Annotated in this window: 16 protein-coding genes; 10 read left to right on the forward strand and 6 right to left on the reverse strand. The window is 68.6% G+C overall.

The window, feature by feature from the left end; genetic code table 11:
* Positions 1-163: 163 nt before the first annotated feature.
* From AWB94_RS25170 to ychF, 3 genes are all read right to left on the reverse strand, one after another.
* A complete protein-coding gene (locus AWB94_RS25170; protein WP_409365984.1) occupies positions 164-1,405 on the reverse strand; it encodes a sigma-54-dependent transcriptional regulator family protein in 1,242 nt (413 codons plus the stop codon).
* Positions 1,406-1,539: 134 nt separating this feature from the next.
* Positions 1,540-1,908 (reverse strand): hypothetical protein, encoded by a 369-nt coding sequence (locus AWB94_RS25175; RefSeq protein ID WP_234811879.1) that lies wholly within the window; start codon positions 1,906-1,908, stop codon positions 1,540-1,542.
* Between the two features lie 140 nt (positions 1,909-2,048).
* Positions 2,049-3,122: a redox-regulated ATPase YchF gene (gene ychF / locus AWB94_RS25180; protein ID WP_062658272.1), complete on the reverse strand. Its 1,074-nt coding sequence runs from the start codon at positions 3,120-3,122 to the stop codon at positions 2,049-2,051.
* A gap of 110 nt (positions 3,123-3,232) precedes the next feature.
* Between ychF and AWB94_RS25185 the strand changes: the two genes are divergently transcribed.
* Positions 3,233-4,303, forward strand: coding sequence for a DUF6542 domain-containing protein (locus AWB94_RS25185; protein ID WP_064961347.1), 1,071 nt, complete (start codon positions 3,233-3,235; stop codon positions 4,301-4,303).
* Between the two features lie 4 nt (positions 4,304-4,307).
* Here AWB94_RS25185 and AWB94_RS25190 read toward each other — a convergent pair whose 3' ends face one another.
* The gene (locus AWB94_RS25190) at positions 4,308-5,309 is read right to left on the reverse strand and encodes a 4-hydroxy-3-methylbut-2-enyl diphosphate reductase (RefSeq protein WP_062658274.1); all 1,002 of its coding nucleotides are present in this window, start codon (positions 5,307-5,309) and stop codon (positions 4,308-4,310) included.
* Positions 5,310-5,363: 54 nt separating this feature from the next.
* Between AWB94_RS25190 and AWB94_RS25195 the strand changes: the two genes are divergently transcribed.
* The 4 genes from AWB94_RS25195 (at position 5,364) to AWB94_RS25210 (ending at position 8,504) form a co-directional block, all read left to right on the forward strand.
* Positions 5,364-5,918 (forward strand): lipid droplet-associated protein, encoded by a 555-nt coding sequence (locus AWB94_RS25195; RefSeq protein WP_062658275.1) that lies wholly within the window; start codon positions 5,364-5,366, stop codon positions 5,916-5,918.
* Entirely contained in the window at positions 5,915-7,147 is a 1,233-nt protein-coding gene (xseA, locus tag AWB94_RS25200) for an exodeoxyribonuclease VII large subunit (RefSeq protein ID WP_062658276.1), read from the forward strand. Before AWB94_RS25195 ends, xseA begins: the two co-directional genes overlap by 4 nt.
* On the forward strand, positions 7,134-7,346 hold the full coding sequence (locus AWB94_RS25205; protein ID WP_062658277.1) for an exodeoxyribonuclease VII small subunit: 213 nt from the start codon (positions 7,134-7,136) through the stop codon (positions 7,344-7,346). Before xseA ends, AWB94_RS25205 begins: the two co-directional genes overlap by 14 nt.
* Positions 7,347-7,418: 72 nt before the next feature.
* Positions 7,419-8,504: a 3-beta-hydroxysteroid dehydrogenase gene (locus AWB94_RS25210; RefSeq protein WP_062658278.1), complete on the forward strand. Its 1,086-nt coding sequence runs from the start codon at positions 7,419-7,421 to the stop codon at positions 8,502-8,504.
* A gap of 134 nt (positions 8,505-8,638) precedes the next feature.
* On the opposite strand, the gene AWB94_RS25215 is transcribed toward AWB94_RS25210, so the two are convergent.
* On the reverse strand, positions 8,639-9,070 hold the full coding sequence (locus AWB94_RS25215; protein ID WP_062658279.1) for a DUF5994 family protein: 432 nt from the start codon (positions 9,068-9,070) through the stop codon (positions 8,639-8,641).
* A 285-nt stretch (positions 9,071-9,355) separates the two neighbouring features.
* On the opposite strand from AWB94_RS25215, the gene AWB94_RS25220 reads away from it, so the two are divergent.
* From AWB94_RS25220 to AWB94_RS25230, 3 genes are read left to right on the forward strand one after another with little or no spacing between them, the layout of a single operon-like run.
* Complete coding sequence (locus tag AWB94_RS25220; RefSeq protein ID WP_062658280.1) at positions 9,356-10,423, forward strand: NAD-dependent epimerase/dehydratase family protein; 1,068 nt, start codon at positions 9,356-9,358, stop codon at positions 10,421-10,423.
* Positions 10,420-11,184, forward strand: a complete 765-nt coding sequence (locus tag AWB94_RS25225) for an SDR family NAD(P)-dependent oxidoreductase (RefSeq protein WP_062658354.1) — start codon at positions 10,420-10,422, stop codon at positions 11,182-11,184. Before AWB94_RS25220 ends, AWB94_RS25225 begins: the two co-directional genes overlap by 4 nt.
* Positions 11,185-11,205: 21 nt before the next feature.
* On the forward strand, positions 11,206-12,411 hold the full coding sequence (locus AWB94_RS25230; protein WP_062658281.1) for an AI-2E family transporter: 1,206 nt from the start codon (positions 11,206-11,208) through the stop codon (positions 12,409-12,411).
* Here the strand turns inward: AWB94_RS25230 and AWB94_RS25235 are convergent.
* Positions 12,408-13,055 (reverse strand): DUF4245 domain-containing protein, encoded by a 648-nt coding sequence (locus AWB94_RS25235; protein WP_062658282.1) that lies wholly within the window; start codon positions 13,053-13,055, stop codon positions 12,408-12,410. The genes AWB94_RS25230 and AWB94_RS25235 overlap by 4 nt on opposite strands.
* Positions 13,056-13,111: 56 nt before the next feature.
* Here AWB94_RS25235 and glpX point away from each other — a divergent pair, with 56 nt between their 5' ends.
* Both glpX and AWB94_RS25245 read left to right on the forward strand, forming a co-directional pair.
* On the forward strand, positions 13,112-14,140 hold the full coding sequence (glpX, locus tag AWB94_RS25240; protein WP_062658283.1) for a class II fructose-bisphosphatase: 1,029 nt from the start codon (positions 13,112-13,114) through the stop codon (positions 14,138-14,140).
* Between the two features lie 12 nt (positions 14,141-14,152).
* Entirely contained in the window at positions 14,153-15,565 is a 1,413-nt protein-coding gene (locus tag AWB94_RS25245; RefSeq protein ID WP_062658284.1) for a class II fumarate hydratase, read from the forward strand.
* Positions 15,566-15,577: the final 12 nt, after the last annotated feature.

The following is a 15,577-nucleotide window of genomic DNA, read 5'->3' on the forward strand; positions in this document are numbered from 1 at the left end:
TCATAACGAGACTTAAAAGACATCAAAGCGCCCTCAGCGCCCGGACGTGCATAAACAGTCACGGTTGATCTCCTGCCCTGTGAATGACTGTGTCGGTCGTCACTCAAAGTAGTTTGCAACCCGTTGCAGCACCGTTGGGAAAAATCGCAACGTTGGTGCAACGTCAGGACAGGGCGGTGTCCAGCGCGGTCAGGTGCCCACGAGTCTGGGCCCGCGTCAGTTCGTCGGTGCCGTGGTGATCATGCAGCGTCTGCCAGCCCTGGCGGTCGTCGCGTGCCTCGGGCAGGTCGAGCCAGCGGCGCAGCACGTGCGCGTCACCGGCCGAACTGGCTGCCAGCACCGCGCCGCGCAGACTGGCGCTCAATTCGGTGCGCAGCCGCGCGACGGCCGGTGAGCCGGACCGCGGCAGCAGTTGTCCGCGATAGCTGTCCAGCGCGGCGTTGACGTCGCCGCGGCGCAGCGCCGCGAAGACTTCACCCATATCGCTGTCCATCGGGCCGAGCAGCCGATACGGCCGGGAGCCGATGGTGTCCACGCCGACGATGCGGCGCAGCCGCGACAATTCCGCGCGGATGGTGACGGCGTCCAGTTCGCGTTCGTCGAGCAGCATGGCGAGGTGGTCACCGCTGAGCCCCTCCGAATGCTGGAGCAGCAGCACGAGGATCTCGGCATGCCGGCCGGAGAGCTGCTGGGCGCGGGCACGTCCCTGTTCGTCCACGGTGTGCCAGCTGGGCCGGTCCGGTCCGAGCACCGTCAGGCGGCCCGGCGACACGACCGGAGTCGGCGGAATGTGGGTGTAGGACAAGGCAAGTCGGTGCTCGACGGCGACGGCGGTGGCACGCACCAGGGCCAACGTCTGCGCCGAGGCGATCGACGATCCACCGGTGAGGTCGATGCTGCCGACGACCAGACCGGTCACCGGATCGTGGACCGGCACCGCGGTACAGGTCCACGGCCGGACCAGCCGGGAAAAGTGTTCCTCGCCTTCGATCTGCACCTCGCGGTCCAGCGCCAGCGCGATGCCGGGGGCGTTGGTGCCGGCGCCCTGTTCGCTCCAGTCCGCACCCGGCACGAAGTTCATCGCGGCCACCTTGCGGCACGCCTCGACGTCACCTTCCACCCACAGCATGGTGCCGTCGGCCGCGGTGACGGCCACGACGACGCCGGAGTCGACGGCGTAGTCCACCAGCAGCTTGCGAATCACCGGCAGCGCGGCGGCCAGCGGATGACCGTTGCGCAGTTCGGAGAGTCGGGCCGCTTCGGCGGCTTCGCGGGCGCCGCTGTCGGGGTCGACACCGATCGCCAGGCTGCGCTGCCAGCTCTCCGCGACGAAGCGCCGCAACGGCGTCTGACCCGCCACGATCAGATCGGCAGCAGGACGTGCCGCATCGGGCGGCGGCTTCACCGACCTCGTCTCATCTGCCACGACGTTCACGCTCCTGACGCCAGTGTCAACTACTCGCTGGCCATCGGGCCTTCGGGTCAGAATACCCGCACGTCAGGGCGACCGCGGCAAATCGTGGGCACCTTCGTGCGGGCCTACGACGACGGAGCGTCGTCGATACGTCGCCGGGTCTCGGCGACGGCGCGCCGGATTTCGGCGTTGTCCCGGCGCCCGGCGGCGAACTCCCGGTCGGCCCGCTCCGTCACGCGCCGCAGTCGGTCGCGCTCCCGCTGTTCGGTGGCACCCTCGCGTTCGTCGGCGCGGACTTCGCGTTCGTCGGCGGCCTGGTCGCGTTCGTCGGCGATCCGGTCGCGCTCGTCGGCTATGCGATCACGCTCATCGGCCACCCAATCGCGCCTGGCCATCTCGGCCTCGTGTCGCGCCATCAGGTTCTCACGCCGGTCCAGGTCGGCCATCCGCCGATCCAGTTCGCCCGACCGGACGGCCCGTTCGTCATCGACCACACCTCACCGTAACGCCAGGTGGGACCGACCGCATCGTCCTCGCGCCGGGGCCCGCGAACCCTGAGCGACGACTGTGGGCCGTACGCACGAAAAGCGCACCATTCGCGTGCACAGCACCCACGCTGGGCATCCCGGGCCCGCTAGACGTTGAAGCGGAACTCCACCACATCCCCGTCGGCCATCACGTAATCCTTGCCCTCCATCCGGACCTTGCCGGCGGCCTTGGCGGCGGCCATCGAGCCGGCCTCCATCAGGTCATCGAAGGACACCACCTCGGCCTTGATGAAGCCCTTCTCGAAGTCGCTGTGGATCACCCCGGCGGCCTTCGGCGCGGTGTCGCCGCGGTGAATCGTCCAGGCGCGCGCCTCTTTCGGGCCCGCGGTCAGGTAGGTCTGCAGGTTCAGGGTGTGAAAACCGGCCCGCGCCAACGCATCCAGCCCACGCTCGGTCTGACCGATCGACTCCAGCAGCTCGGCGGCCGACTCGTCGTCGAGCTCCTGCAACTCGGCCTCGATCTTGGCGTCCAAGAACACGGCGTCGGCCGGGGCCACCAGCTCCCGCAACTCCGCGACGCGAGCCGAGTCGGTCAGCACGGACTCGTCGGCGTTGAACACGTACAGGAACGGCTTGGTGGTCAACAGGTTCAGCTCCCGCAGCACCGACCAGTCCTGTCCGGTCGAGAAGAGGGTCTTTCCGCCGTCGAACACGGCCTGGGCCGCGAGCGCCGCATCCAGCACCGGCTTGCGGTCCTTGTTGTTGCGGGCCTCCTTCTCCAGCCGCGGCACCGCCTTCTCCAGCGTCTGCATATCGGCCAGGATCAGCTCGGTCTCGATCACCTCGATATCGGAGCGCGGATCCACCCGGCCGTCCACGTGCACCACGTCGTCGTCGGCGAACACCCGCACCACCTGACAGATGGCGTCACACTCGCGGATGTTGGCCAGGAACTTGTTGCCCAGCCCGGCACCCTCGGACGCACCTTTGACGATGCCGGCGATATCGACGAAGGTCACCGGCGCCGGCACGGTCTTCTCCGAGCCGAACACCTTGGCCAGCGCGTCCAGCCGGGGGTCCGGCAGCGCGACCACGCCCTCGTTGGGTTCGATCGTCGCGAACGGGTAGTTGGCCGCCAGCACGTCGTTCCGGGTCAACGCGTTGAAGAGCGTCGACTTGCCCACGTTCGGTAATCCGACGATTCCCAGGTTCAAGCTCACGGACTCCAGAGTCTAGAAGAAGAACGTGCGGGGCTTGCCACAGAACCACCGAGCGGCTCGCCGCAGCGTGCTGGGCGGACGCTCGCAGCAGAAGCCGGTACGGTCAACGTGTGTCAGCTCAGCCCGCAGAGCAGGCGGACGCGGTGGTCGACCGCTCCGCGCTCCCCCGTGTCCCGGGGTTGCCGTGGTGGAGCGCCGTGGTGATCGCGGTGGTCTTCACCGCGATCGGATTCGCCTTCGACGCCGGTTCCGGCCACAAGGAGCTCGGCGCGGTCTTCGCGACGTGTTACGTGCTCGGCTGCGTGCTGGCGGTCCTGGCCGTTCGCCAATCCGCGGTGTTCACCGCCGTCATCCAGCCGCCGCTCATCCTGTTCGTCGCCGTCCCCGGCGCTTACTTCATGTTCCACAGCGCCGAGATCGGCGGGATCAAGGACATCTTGATCAACTGCGGATATCCGCTGATCGAGCGGTTCCCGCTGATGTTCTTCACCGCCGCGGCCGTGCTGATCATCGGCATGGTGCGCTGGTACATCGGGGCGTCGAACAAGCGGCTGTGGCCCGACAAGCCGGCGGCGCACGTCTCCGCGGCGGCCGCCGCGGATGCTCCGGCACGCCGGGTGGCGCGGCGTTTCGCCCAGAAGTCGGTCACCGACGAGGACACCGATGACGCCGCCGACGACCAGGCCCCGGCCGCACCGCCACGCCGCAGGCCGGCGCGTCGTCCCAACCCGGACGCCGCACCCCCGGCGGCGCGGCGCGGCACCCGGTCGGGTGAGCCGTCCCGGGCCCGCCACACCCGGCCGCCGGACAACGACATCGCCGCATCGGCGGCGGCAGCCGACCGCCGGGAGCGGATGGCGGCGCGGGAACGTCCGGCCCGCAGCCGCCGCGAGGCCGAGCCACCGATCGACCCGGCCCGTCAACCGCGCCGTCCCCGGCCGTCCAGCCGCGAGCCCCGCCGGCCGGCACCGACTCCTTATGAACCGGCCGACCACTACGAACGGCCGCGCCGCCCGAAGAGCCCGGATGCCTACGAGCGCTACGGGCGCGATCCGCGTTACGACGAGCGGCCGCGCCCACCGGCCGGCACCGACCACCACCCGGTTTCGCGGGTGCGCTACCGCAGCAGCGACGAGGAGCACCGGCCGCGCCCGACGCGGCGGTTCGACGAGGAGAGCTAGCCGCTTATCCGCGCGGCGGACGGATCTCGCGCGGCAGGGCGAACACCAGCGTCTCGTTCGCGGTTGTCACCGGCTGCACGGTGTCGTAGCCGTACTCGGCCAGGCGTTCCAGCACGCCGCGCACCAGGATCTCCGGCACCGAGGCGCCCGAGGTGACACCGATGGTCGTCACCCCGGAGAACCACGCCGGATCGATATCGTCGGCATAGTCCACCAGATAGGCGTGCTGCGAACCGGCGCCCAGCGCCACCTCGACCAGGCGCACCGAGTTCGACGAGTTCTTCGAGCCGACCACGATCACCAGCTCGCACTCCGGCGCCATGGCCTTCACCGCGACCTGGCGGTTCTGGGTGGCGTAGCAGATGTCGTCGCTCGGCGGGTCCTGCAGCGTCGGGAACTTCTCCCGCAACCGGCGCACGGTTTCCATGGTCTCGTCGACGCTCAGCGTGGTCTGGGACAACCAGATGACCTTGTCGGGGTCGCGCACGGTCACCGTGTCCACGGCGTCGGGATTGTCGACGACCTGCACGTGATCGGGTGCCTCACCGGCGGTGCCGACCACCTCTTCGTGCCCGGTGTGCCCGACGAGCAGGATGTCGTAGTCGTCGCGCGCGAAGCGCTTGGCCTCGTTGTGCACCTTGGTGACCAGCGGGCAGGTGGCGTCGATGGTCCGCAGATTGCGGGCCGCCGCCTCCTCGTGCACGGTCGGGGCGACGCCGTGCGCGGAGAACACCACGATGGCGCCTTCGGGCACCTCATCGGTCTGCTCGACGAAGACGGCACCGGCCTTGGCCAGGGTGTCGACGACATAGCGGTTGTGCACGATCTCGTGCCGGACGTAGATCGGGGCGCCGTGCTTCTCCAGTGCGCGTTCGACGGTCTCGACGGCGCGGTCCACACCGGCGCAGTATCCGCGCGGCTCGGCGAGCAACACACGTTTGCCGGCCACCCCCGAACTCACCGAGCTCGAGGCGCCCGGAATACCCATGTTGACGGTTGGTGGCATACCTTCCAGGGTACTTACCTGCCCCCGCAGCGGGCCAGCCGTAGGCTGGCAGCCATGTCGACAGCACCGTACGGAGTCCGACTGCTGGTGGGTGTCGCGGTGACCGCCCTGGACGAGACCCGCAAGCTCCCGCAGACCATCCTGGCCTACCCGATGACGGTCGCCAGTCAGGTCGCGCAACTGGTGATGAAAGTGCAGCAGGACGTGGCCGACCTGGTGATCCGTGGCGACGAAACACTAGAAAGCCTGTTCCCCCCGAAGGATGAGCAGCCCGAATGGGCGACGTTCGACGAGGATCTGCCGGCCGACGACGGTGATGCGGTCGACGTCCCGGTCACGCGCAACGAAGGCCGCTTTGCGCTCTACAGCGAAGGCGAACCGGAACGCCCGGCCGCGGACAACGCGGCGCCACGCACCAACGGCTCGGCCCCGGCCGTGGTCGCCGAACTCGGGTACGACGCGCTGACGCTGGCCCAGCTGCGCGCCCGGATGACCTCCCTGAAGGTGGACGAGCTCGAGGCACTGCTGGCCTACGAGGAGGCCACCAAGGCCCGCGCACCGTTCCAGACCCTGCTCGCCAACAGGATCACCCGCGCGACGGCGAAGTGAGCGATCCCGGCCAGTCACCGGAGAACCCCTGGCCGGTCAGGGCGGTGGCCACCCGGGTGGCCAAGTGGATCGACCGACTGGGCACCGTGTGGGTGGAGGGCCAGATCGCCCAGCTGACCATGCGGCCCGGTTCGGGCACGGTGTTCATGGTGCTGCGCGACCCGGCGGCCGACATGTCCCTGACCATCACGTGCGCCCGGGATCTGGTGGTGAACGCCCCGGTGAAACTGGCCGAGGGCACCCAGGTGATCGTCTACGGCAAACCGGTGTTCTACACCGGTCGCGGCACGTTTTCGCTGCGGGTCACCGACATCCGCGCGGTCGGCATCGGTGAGCTGCTGGCCCGTATCGAGCGCCTGCGCCGGTTGCTGGACGCCGAAGGTTTGTTCGACCCACGGTTGAAACGCCCGATTCCGTTCCTGCCCGGCACCGTCGGGCTGATCACCGGGCGCGCGTCGGCCGCCGAACACGACGTCATCGCGGTGGCGTCGGCCCGCTGGCCGGCGGTGCGGTTCGCCGTCCGCAACACCGTCGTGCAGGGGCCGAACGCGGTGCCGCAGATCGTCGAGGAACTCCGCGCCCTCGACGCCGACCCCGAGGTCGACGTCATCGTGCTGGCCCGCGGCGGCGGCAGCGTCGAGGATCTGCTGCCGTTCTCCGACGAGACGCTGTGCCGCGCCATCGCCGCCTGCACCACGCCGGTGATCAGTGCCGTCGGGCACGAACCGGACAACCCGCTGTGTGACCTGGTGGCCGATCTGCGCGCCGCCACCCCGACCGACGCCGCCAAACGCCTGGTGCCCGACGCGGCCGCCGAACAGGCCATGGTGGACGACCTGCGCAGGCGCGCCGCGCACGCGCTGCGGCACTGGGTGCATCGCGAGGAGCGCCTGATCGACCAGCTGCGCACCCGCCCGGTGCTGGCCCAGCCGTTACTGGCGTTGGATGCCCGCGCCGACGACGTGCAGCGGGCCCGCGCCGCCGCCCGCCGCGATATCAACCGGCTCATCGCCGCCGAGAGCGACCGGTTGGGGCACCTGGCGGCCCGGCTGTCGACGTTGGGGCCGGCCGCCACCCTGGCCAGGGGGTACGCCGTCGTGCAGGTCTTGTCCGACGAGGCACCCGTGCTGCGGTCCATCTCCGAAGCCCCGGCGGGCACCCGGCTGCGAGTCCGCGTCGCCGACGGCGCCGTCATCACCACGAGCGAGGGATCAGATGAAGCCCATTAGTCAATTGGGGTACGAAGAGGCACGCGACGAGCTGGTCGAGGTTGTGCGCACCCTCGAGCAGGGTGGCCTGGACCTGGACGCCTCGCTCAAACTCTGGGAACGGGGCGAGGAGCTGGCCAAACGGTGCGAAGAACACCTGGCTGGGGCACGGAAACGGGTCGAGGACGCACTGGGCGCCGCCGGCGTCGAGGATGATTGATTTCGCAATCACCTCGGGCCGGCTTCACCGGCCGCCTTTAAAATTAGAACACGTTTCATTTATGCTCTCGGAATGGGTGATGCAGCACTGACGACCGAACTTGGCCACATCCTGGTGACCGGAGGCTCCGGATTCGTCGGCGCCAACCTGGTCACCACGCTGCTGGAACGCGGCCACCAGGTGCGCTCCTTCGACCGGGTCCCGTCTCCCCTGCCGGATCATCCGAAGCTGCAGACCGTCGTCGGAGACATCACCGACACCGACGACGTGGCCGAGGCCGTCGCCGGCATCGACACCGTCTTCCACACCGCCGCGATCATCGATCTGATGGGCGGGGCGTCGGTCACCGACGAGTACCGCAAGCGCAGCTTCTCGGTGAACGTCGAGGGCACCAAGAACCTCGTGCACGCCGGCCAGGCGGCGGGGGTGCGGCGTTTCGTCTACACCGCGTCCAACAGCGTGGTGATGGGCGGTCAGGACATTGCCGACGGTGACGAAACCCTGCCGTACACCAACCGGTTCAACGACCTCTACACCGAAACCAAGGTGGTGGCCGAGAAGTTCGTGCTGACCGAGAACGGCGAGCGGGGCATGCTCACCTGCTCCATCCGCCCCAGCGGCATCTGGGGCCGCGGTGATCAGACGATGTTCCGCAAGGTCTTCGAGAACGTGCTCGCCGGGCACGTCAAGGTGCTGGTCGGCAACAAGGACATCAAGCTGGACAACTCGTACGTGCACAACCTGATTCACGGATTCATCCTGGCCGCGCAGCACTTGGTGCCGGGCGGCACCGCACCCGGCCAGGCGTACTTCATCAACGACGCCGATCCCATCAACATGTTCGAGTTCGCCCGCCCGGTGCTCGCCGCATGCGGCCGCCCGCTGCCCACCTTCCGGGTGTCCGGCCGGCTGGTGCACAAGGCGATGATGGCCTGGCAGTGGCTGCACTTCAGGTTCGGGATTCCCGAGCCGTTGATCGAACCCCTTGCGGTGGAACGGCTTTACCTGAACAACTACTTCTCGGTGGCCAAGGCCGAGCGCGATCTGGGGTACCGGCCGCTGTTCAGCACCGAGCAAGCCATGGCCGAATGCCTGCCTTACTACACCGACCTGTTCCACCAGATGGCGAACAAGGCTACCCAGCCCGCGGCCGTGTGACCGGATCGGGTGCAGAAGATGGACGAGGCCGGCAGTGCTGTAGCACCCCGGCCTCTGGTTTCTCGCTCGGCGTCTACAGTGCCGGGGAAACTTGACGTCCAGAATACGGCACCCGGCGACGGCCGACCAAACCGTTACCGGCGCGAGACCCCCCGACCGCCCAGAATCGCCCGCAGCATCGGCACACTGAGCGGATTGGCGGTGGCCGCGACGGCGGTCAGCACTCGGTATGCATCGAGCTTGGTGGCGCTGGGCGGCACGATGTACAGCAACGAATGCCGGTTGTGCGTACCCATCAGGTAGATGGTGTCGCGGGCGATCATCGAGTACGCGTCGATCGCCACCGCGCTGGACCCGCGCATGACGCGGGCGGGTGCGCTGTCCCATTGGGCCGGGTCATAGAGCACCCGCCGAACCGGGCCGATCCGTAGCCCGAGTACGGCTACCAGATCGGCGAGTCCGGTGCCCAGTTGGCGGTCGGGGGGCCACCACGCGCCCGCGACGGTACCTTGCAGGCCCGGATAGTTGGACAGGGCCAATCGAGTGGTGCCTGCATCATCGACCATCGACGACGATGTTCCCGTCTACCGGTAGATCAACCGCAGATGGTGTCCGATAACTCGGCACTCGACAAACCCACGATGCTGCCAGCCTAGCAAATTGGCCGCTCAGCACCGGCGCACGCTGCGGCCGCCGTAACGGCTTGGTGTACAACAGCGTTCGCGCGGCCCGAAGCCTCCGGCCTGGCCGCGCAGCGTCCCGATGTGTCGACTCGCCCGGCTCGATCTGCAAATGCGGTGCGCATCCGTTCGCTAGGGTTGGAACACGTTCTAATCCCCGACGGAGGGCCCATGACCGACACCGTGCTGGTAACCGGCGCCTTCGGGCTGGTCGGGTCGGCCACCGTGCGCCGGCTGATCGCCGACGGCCACCGGGTGGTGGCCACCGATCTCGATACTCCCGCCAACCGCAAGGCGGCGGCCGCGCTCCCCGCCGGGGTGACGGTGCGCTGGGCCGATCTCACCGACCCGGCCGCCGTCGGCGCGCTGGTGTCCGAGACGGCACCGTCGGCCATCGTCCACCTGGCCGCGGTCATCCCACCGTTCATCTACCAGCGCCGCAGTCTGGCCGAGAAGGTCAACGTCGGCGCCACTGCCACCCTGCTGGCGGCGGCCGAAAAACTAGCCGGCCCACCACGATTCGTCCTGGCCTCGAGCGTCGCGGTATACGGCTCCCGCAATCCGCACACGCAGACCGGGCTGCTCACCTCGGACACCCCGGTCAATCCGGCCGACATCTACGGCGACCACAAGGTCAGAGCCGAGGCGCTGGTGCGGTCGTCCGCACTGGACTGGGTGATCCTGCGGCTCGGCGGTGTCCTGACGGCCAACCCGGGCTCCTACGTGAACATGGACAACTTCTTCTTCGAGGGCATGCTGCCCACCGACGGTCGGCTGCAGACCGTCGACGTGCGCGATGTCGCCTCCGCATTCGCCGCCGCCACCACCGCCGACGCCGTCGGGGAAACCCTGTTGATCGGCGGCGACGGCACCCACCGGCTGCTGCAGGGCGAGGTGGCCGCGGCGATGGCCGCCGCCATGGGCCTGGTCGGTGGATTGCCCACCGGGCTCAAGGGCGACCCGCGCAACGACGACGGCTGGTTCGCCACCGATTGGATGGACACCGCCAGGGCGCAGGAAGCGCTTGGCTTCCAACATCATTCCTGGCCGCAGATGCTCATCGAGACCGCCGAGAATGCCGGTATCAAACGTCCGCTGCTGCGGCTGATCGCGCCGTTGGCCCGCCAGATCCTGCAGCGCCGCACGGCGTATCACGGCACCGGCCGCCGGTACGCCGATCCCTGGGAAGCGATCAAGGCCAAGTGGGGCGATCCACGCCCGGACGGGAGCCGGCCATGACCACCCCCACGCCTCGATCGGCCGTCGTCATCGGTGGCGCCTCCGGTATCGGGTGGGCCGCGGCCCGGGCGCTGGCCGCCGGCGGGTACCGCGTCGTCATCGCCGACCGCAACGCCGGCGGCGCGCACGCCCGCGCCGCCGAGCTCGGCACGCCGCACACCGGCGTCGTCGCCGATGTCACCGACGAAGACTCCGTCGCAACGCTTTTCGAGAACTGCACCGACGTCGCCGCCGTGGTGAACTGTGCGGGCTTCTCCAATATCGGCCTCATCGTGGACATGCCGGCCGAGGACTTCCGCGCCGTTGTCGACGTGTGCCTCAACGGCGCGTTCATCGTGGCCAAGCACGCCGGCCGGCGCCTCGTGGAGGGTGGCTCGCTGGTGTCGGTCTCCTCGCTGAACGGACGGCAGCCGGCGGCGGGGATGAGCGCCTACTGCGCGGCCAAGGCCGGGTTGTCCATGCTGACCCAGGTGGCCGCACTGGAATTCGCGCCACGCGGGATCAGGGTCAACGCCGTCGCCCCCGGTTTCGTGCACACCCCGCTCACCGAAGGCGCCGCCCTGGTGCCCGGTGTCGTCGAGGACTACGTCGAGAACACCCCGCTGGGCCGGGCCGGCACCCCCGAGGACGTCGCCGAGGCCGTCATGTTTCTCACCGCGGCGTCGTGGCTCACCGGCGAGGTGCTCGATCTCAACGGCGGCGCCCATCTCCGGCGCTACCCCGATCTGCTCGGGCATATCCAGAAACTCGCGGCGCAGTGACCGATCAGGTGAGATAGCCCTGTGAATACCGAGTTCACCGTCACCCAGAAGCGGGCGCTGGCCATCGCGACCGTGGTCGCCATCGCCTTCGGGGCGTACTTCCTGCGCGGCTTTTTCATCCTGATCGTGGTGGCCGCGGTGGTGGCATACCTGTTCGACCCGCTCTACACCCGGTTGAACAAGCACGTCGGCAGCGGCCTGTCCGCGACGCTGACCCTGCTCGCCGCGCTGGCCATCGTGATCGTCCCGATCGCCGGTGCCGTGGCCATCGGCGTCGTGCAGATCGGCGTGATGGTCCGCAGCGTCACCGACTGGGTGGGCAAGACCGACCTCAGTTCGCTCGGCGATCGGGGACTGCGGATGGTCAATGAACTGCTGGACCGGGTGCCGTTCCTGCGGGACACCGACGTCACCCCCGAGTCGCTGCAGAAATGGGTGGCGACGTTCGCGCAGCGCGCCGGACAGTGGGGCCTGGAGTTCTTGCAGAGCGCGGCGGGCGGCTTGTTCGGCGGCCTGACCGCCGCCGTCATCTTCCTCTACGTCTTCATCTCGATGCTGGTCAAAGGCGACGAACTGCGGCTGTTGATCCGCCGGCTCAATCCGCTCGGCGAGGAGGTCACCGACCTGTACCTGGCCAAGATGGCGGCCATGGTCCGCGGCACCGTGCAGGGCCAGTTCGTCATTGCCCTGGCCCAGGGCGTGGCCGGCGCCATCTCCATCTACATCGCCGGATTCCACGAGGGATTCTTCATCTTCGCCCTGCTGCTGTCGGCGTTGTCGGTCATCCCGCTCGGCGGCGGCATCGTGACCATCCCGTTCGGGATCGGGATGGCGGTGTTCGGCAATATCGGCGGCGGCATCTTCGTCGTCGCGTTCCACCTGCTGGTGGTCACCAATATCGACAATGTGCTGCGGCCGATCCTGGTACCCAAGGAAGCCAAGCTTGATTCGGCGCTGATGCTGCTGTCGGTGTTCGCCGGGATCACCATGTTCGGTTTTCTCGGCATCGTGATCGGTCCGGTCGTGATGATCGTCATCGTCACCACCATCAGCGTGTACCTGTGGGTGTACAAGGGCGTGCCGATGGACGTGGGTACCGAGGACGACGACGAGCCGAAACGGCCCGGCCGGCTCAGCCGGCTGATCGCCTACGCGCGGCTGGCCGCCCGACGGACCCGGCCCGGTATCCCGGCACCGGCCAGTTCACCGCCGGTCGCCGGAGACTAGGCCGGCAGCGGCTTTGCGGTCTGCGCCGCCTTGGCCAGCACCCGGAATTCGTCGGCGCTGCCGGCGCCGGTGATGGCCAGCTGTGCACCATCCCCCAGCCGCGTCGTCCACACCGGCTCGCCCTCACCGGCCTCGTAGACCACCCACTTCACGCCGTCCACATCCTGCGCGCCGGTGGGCACCAGGTCGGTGTTGATCGAGGCGACCAGCGCGTTCTCGTCGGCGTTGCTCTGCGTCAGGGACAGATACATCCCGCTCGGCGTCAGGTAGCCCACCCGCGAGGTCACCGCGCGGACCTTCTGTCCGGTCGCTGCGTCGACGCGGCCGCCGTCGATCCCGCCCCGCGCACCGGAGTTCGCCGTCCAACCCTGGGGCAGCGTCGGCAACCGGACCGGGATCTTCAGCGCGGCGGCGTCGGCCTTCAGCGCGGCCGACGCGTCGTAGTTCGGGGCGGGCCCCGCACCCGGACCGCTGGGCTGGAACGAGCACATCCCCAGAACCCCCGCCAGCACCACGCAGGCCAGCACCAACGGCGCCATCGACCAGAACATGTCGCGGCCGTCCTGCAACAGCCGATCCTTGGCGGGCGCGGGCACCGGCACCACGATCGGCGTGTCGGTATCCGGGTCCCGCGGGGTACTCATGCCAGCCAGTATCCCAGTTCCCAAACTGAGAGCCGCTAATGGGACAATCTGCAGCTATGACGCCTACGCGCCGGGAAGCGCCGGACCGCAACCTTGCCCTCGAACTCGTCCGTGTCACCGAGGCCGGGGCCATGGCCGCCGGTCGATGGGTGGGCCGCGGGGACAAGGAAGGCGGGGACGGGGCCGCCGTCGACGCCATGCGCGAGCTGGTGAACTCGGTCTCGATGCGCGGTGTGGTGGTCATCGGCGAGGGCGAGAAGGACAACGCCCCCATGCTCTACAACGGCGAAGAGGTCGGCAACGGCGACGGGCCGGACTGCGATTTCGCCGTCGACCCGGTCGACGGCACCACCCTGATGAGCAAGGGCATGCCCAATGCCATCTCGGTGCTGGCGGTGGCCGAACGCGGCGCGATGTTCGACCCGTCTGCGGTGTTCTACATGAACAAGATCGCCGGTGGACCCGACATCGCCGACTTCATCGACATCACCTCCCCGATCGCGGCCAACATCCAGCGCATCGCCAAGGTCCGCAAGGCGTCGGTCTCCGACATCACCGTCTGCATCCTGGACCGTCCGCGGCACACCAAGCTGATGGCCGAGGTCCGCGAGGCCGGGGCGCGGATCCGGCTGATCTCCGACGGCGATGTCGCGGGTGCGATCTCGGCCTGCCGGCCGGATTCGGGAACCGACCTGCTGGCCGGTATCGGCGGTACCCCCGAAGGCATCATCACCGCGGCCGCGATCCGCTGCATGGGCGGCGAGATCCAGGCCACCCTCGCGCCGACCGACGACGAGGAACGCCAGAAGGCCATCGACCGCGGTCACGACCTGGACCGGGTGCTGACCACCAAGGATCTGGTGTCCGGCGAGAACGTCTTCTTCTGTGCCACCGGTGTCACCGACGGCGATCTGCTCAAGGGTGTGCGCTACTTCGGCGGCGGCTGCACCACGCAGTCGATCGTGATGCGGTCGAAGTCCGGGACCGTCCGGATGATCGACGCCTACCACCGGCTCTCCAAGCTCAACGAGTACTCCGCGGTGGACTTCACCGGGGACAAGTCCGCGGCCTATCCGCTCCCCTAAGAAAGGCAATTGATGACCGACAGCGCAGTCGACGGCGAGTACCGCATCGAGCACGACACCATGGGCGAGGTCCGGGTTCCGGCCAAAGCCCTGTGGCGGGCCCAGACGCAGCGGGCGGTGGAGAATTTCCCGATCTCGTTCCGCGGCCTGGAGCGCACCCAGATCCGTGCCCTGGGCCTGCTCAAAGGCGCCTGCGCACAGGTGAACAAGGATCTCGGGCTGCTCGCAGCGGAGAAGGCCGACGCGATCATCGCCGCGGCCGGTGAGATCGCCGACGGGCTGCACGACGACCAGTTCCCCATCGACGTCTTCCAGACCGGTTCGGGCACCAGCTCGAACATGAACGCCAATGAGGTGATCGCCTCCATCGCGGCGGCCAACGGCGTGACGGTGCACCCCAACGACGACGTCAACATGTCGCAGAGCTCCAACGACACTTTCCCCACCGCGACCCACATCGCGGCCACCGAAGCCGCCGTGCGCCACCTGATTCCGGCGCTGGAGATCCTGCACGAGTCGCTGGCGGCCAAGGCCAAGCAGTGGCGCACCGTGGTGAAGTCCGGCCGCACGCACCTGATGGACGCGGTCCCGGTGACCCTGGGTCAGGAGTTCGGCGGCTACGCCCGCCAGGTCGAGGCCGGCATCGAACGGGTCAAGGCCACGCTGCCCCGGCTCGGCGAGTTGGCCATCGGTGGCACCGCCGTCGGCACCGGGCTCAACGCCCCGGACGGGTTCGGCGCCAAGGTGGTCGAGGTGCTGGTGGCTCAGACCGGTATCGCCGAATTGCGCACCGCCAAGGACTCTTTCGAGGCGCAGGCGGCCCGCGACGGTCTGGTCGAGGCATCCGGCGCGCTGAAGACGATCGCGGCGTCGCTGACCAAGATCGCCAACGATGTGCGCTGGATGGGTTCCGGCCCGCTGACCGGCCTGGGCGAGATCCAGCTGCCGGACCTGCAGCCGGGCAGTTCGATCATGCCTGGCAAGGTGAATCCCGTTTTGCCCGAGGCGGTTACCCAGGTGGCCGCCCAGGTCATCGGCAACGACGCCGCCGTCACCGTCGGCGGCCTGTCCGGCGCCTTCGAGCTGAACGTGTACATCCCGATGATGGCGCGCAATGTGCTGGAGTCGTTCACCCTGCTGTCGAATGTGTCGAAGTTGTTCGCCACCAAGTGCATCGACGGCCTGGTGGCCAACGAGGCGCACCTGCGCGAGCTGGCCGAGTCGTCGCCGTCCATCGTGACGCCGCTGAACTCGGCGATCGGCTACGAAGAAGCGGCCAAGGTCGCCAAGGAAGCCTTGAAGGAACGCAAGACGATCCGCCAGACCGTCATCGACCGCGGCCTGATCGGCGACAAGCTCTCCGAGGCCGAACTGGACAAGCGCCTCGACGTGCTGGCCATGGCCAAGGTGAAGCCGGGCGAGTAACGAAGTTTCGCC

Origin of the sequence: Mycolicibacterium canariasense (assembly GCF_002101555.1) — a bacterium.
GTDB classification, from domain to species: Bacteria; Actinomycetota; Actinomycetes; order Mycobacteriales; family Mycobacteriaceae; genus Mycobacterium; species Mycobacterium canariasense.

What these genes read in the sequence shown, in the direction of transcription:
- glpX (WP_062658283.1), top strand. Translation starts at nt 13,112, where the DNA reads ATGACGCCTACGCGCCGGGAAGCGCCGGACCGCAACCTTGCCCTCGAA.
- AWB94_RS25225 (WP_062658354.1), top strand. Translation starts at nt 10,420, where the DNA reads ATGACCACCCCCACGCCTCGATCGGCCGTCGTCATCGGTGGCGCCTCC.
- AWB94_RS25215 (WP_062658279.1), bottom strand. Translation starts at nt 9,070, where the DNA reads ATGGTCGATGATGCAGGCACCACTCGATTGGCCCTGTCCAACTATCCG.
- AWB94_RS25195 (WP_062658275.1), top strand. Translation starts at nt 5,364, where the DNA reads ATGTCGACAGCACCGTACGGAGTCCGACTGCTGGTGGGTGTCGCGGTG.
- AWB94_RS25235 (WP_062658282.1), bottom strand. Translation starts at nt 13,055, where the DNA reads ATGAGTACCCCGCGGGACCCGGATACCGACACGCCGATCGTGGTGCCG.
- AWB94_RS25190 (WP_062658274.1), bottom strand. Translation starts at nt 5,309, where the DNA reads ATGCCACCAACCGTCAACATGGGTATTCCGGGCGCCTCGAGCTCGGTG.
- AWB94_RS25220 (WP_062658280.1), top strand. Translation starts at nt 9,356, where the DNA reads ATGACCGACACCGTGCTGGTAACCGGCGCCTTCGGGCTGGTCGGGTCG.
- AWB94_RS25245 (WP_062658284.1), top strand. Translation starts at nt 14,153, where the DNA reads ATGACCGACAGCGCAGTCGACGGCGAGTACCGCATCGAGCACGACACC.
- AWB94_RS25210 (WP_062658278.1), top strand. Translation starts at nt 7,419, where the DNA reads ATGGGTGATGCAGCACTGACGACCGAACTTGGCCACATCCTGGTGACC.
- AWB94_RS25205 (WP_062658277.1), top strand. Translation starts at nt 7,134, where the DNA reads ATGAAGCCCATTAGTCAATTGGGGTACGAAGAGGCACGCGACGAGCTG.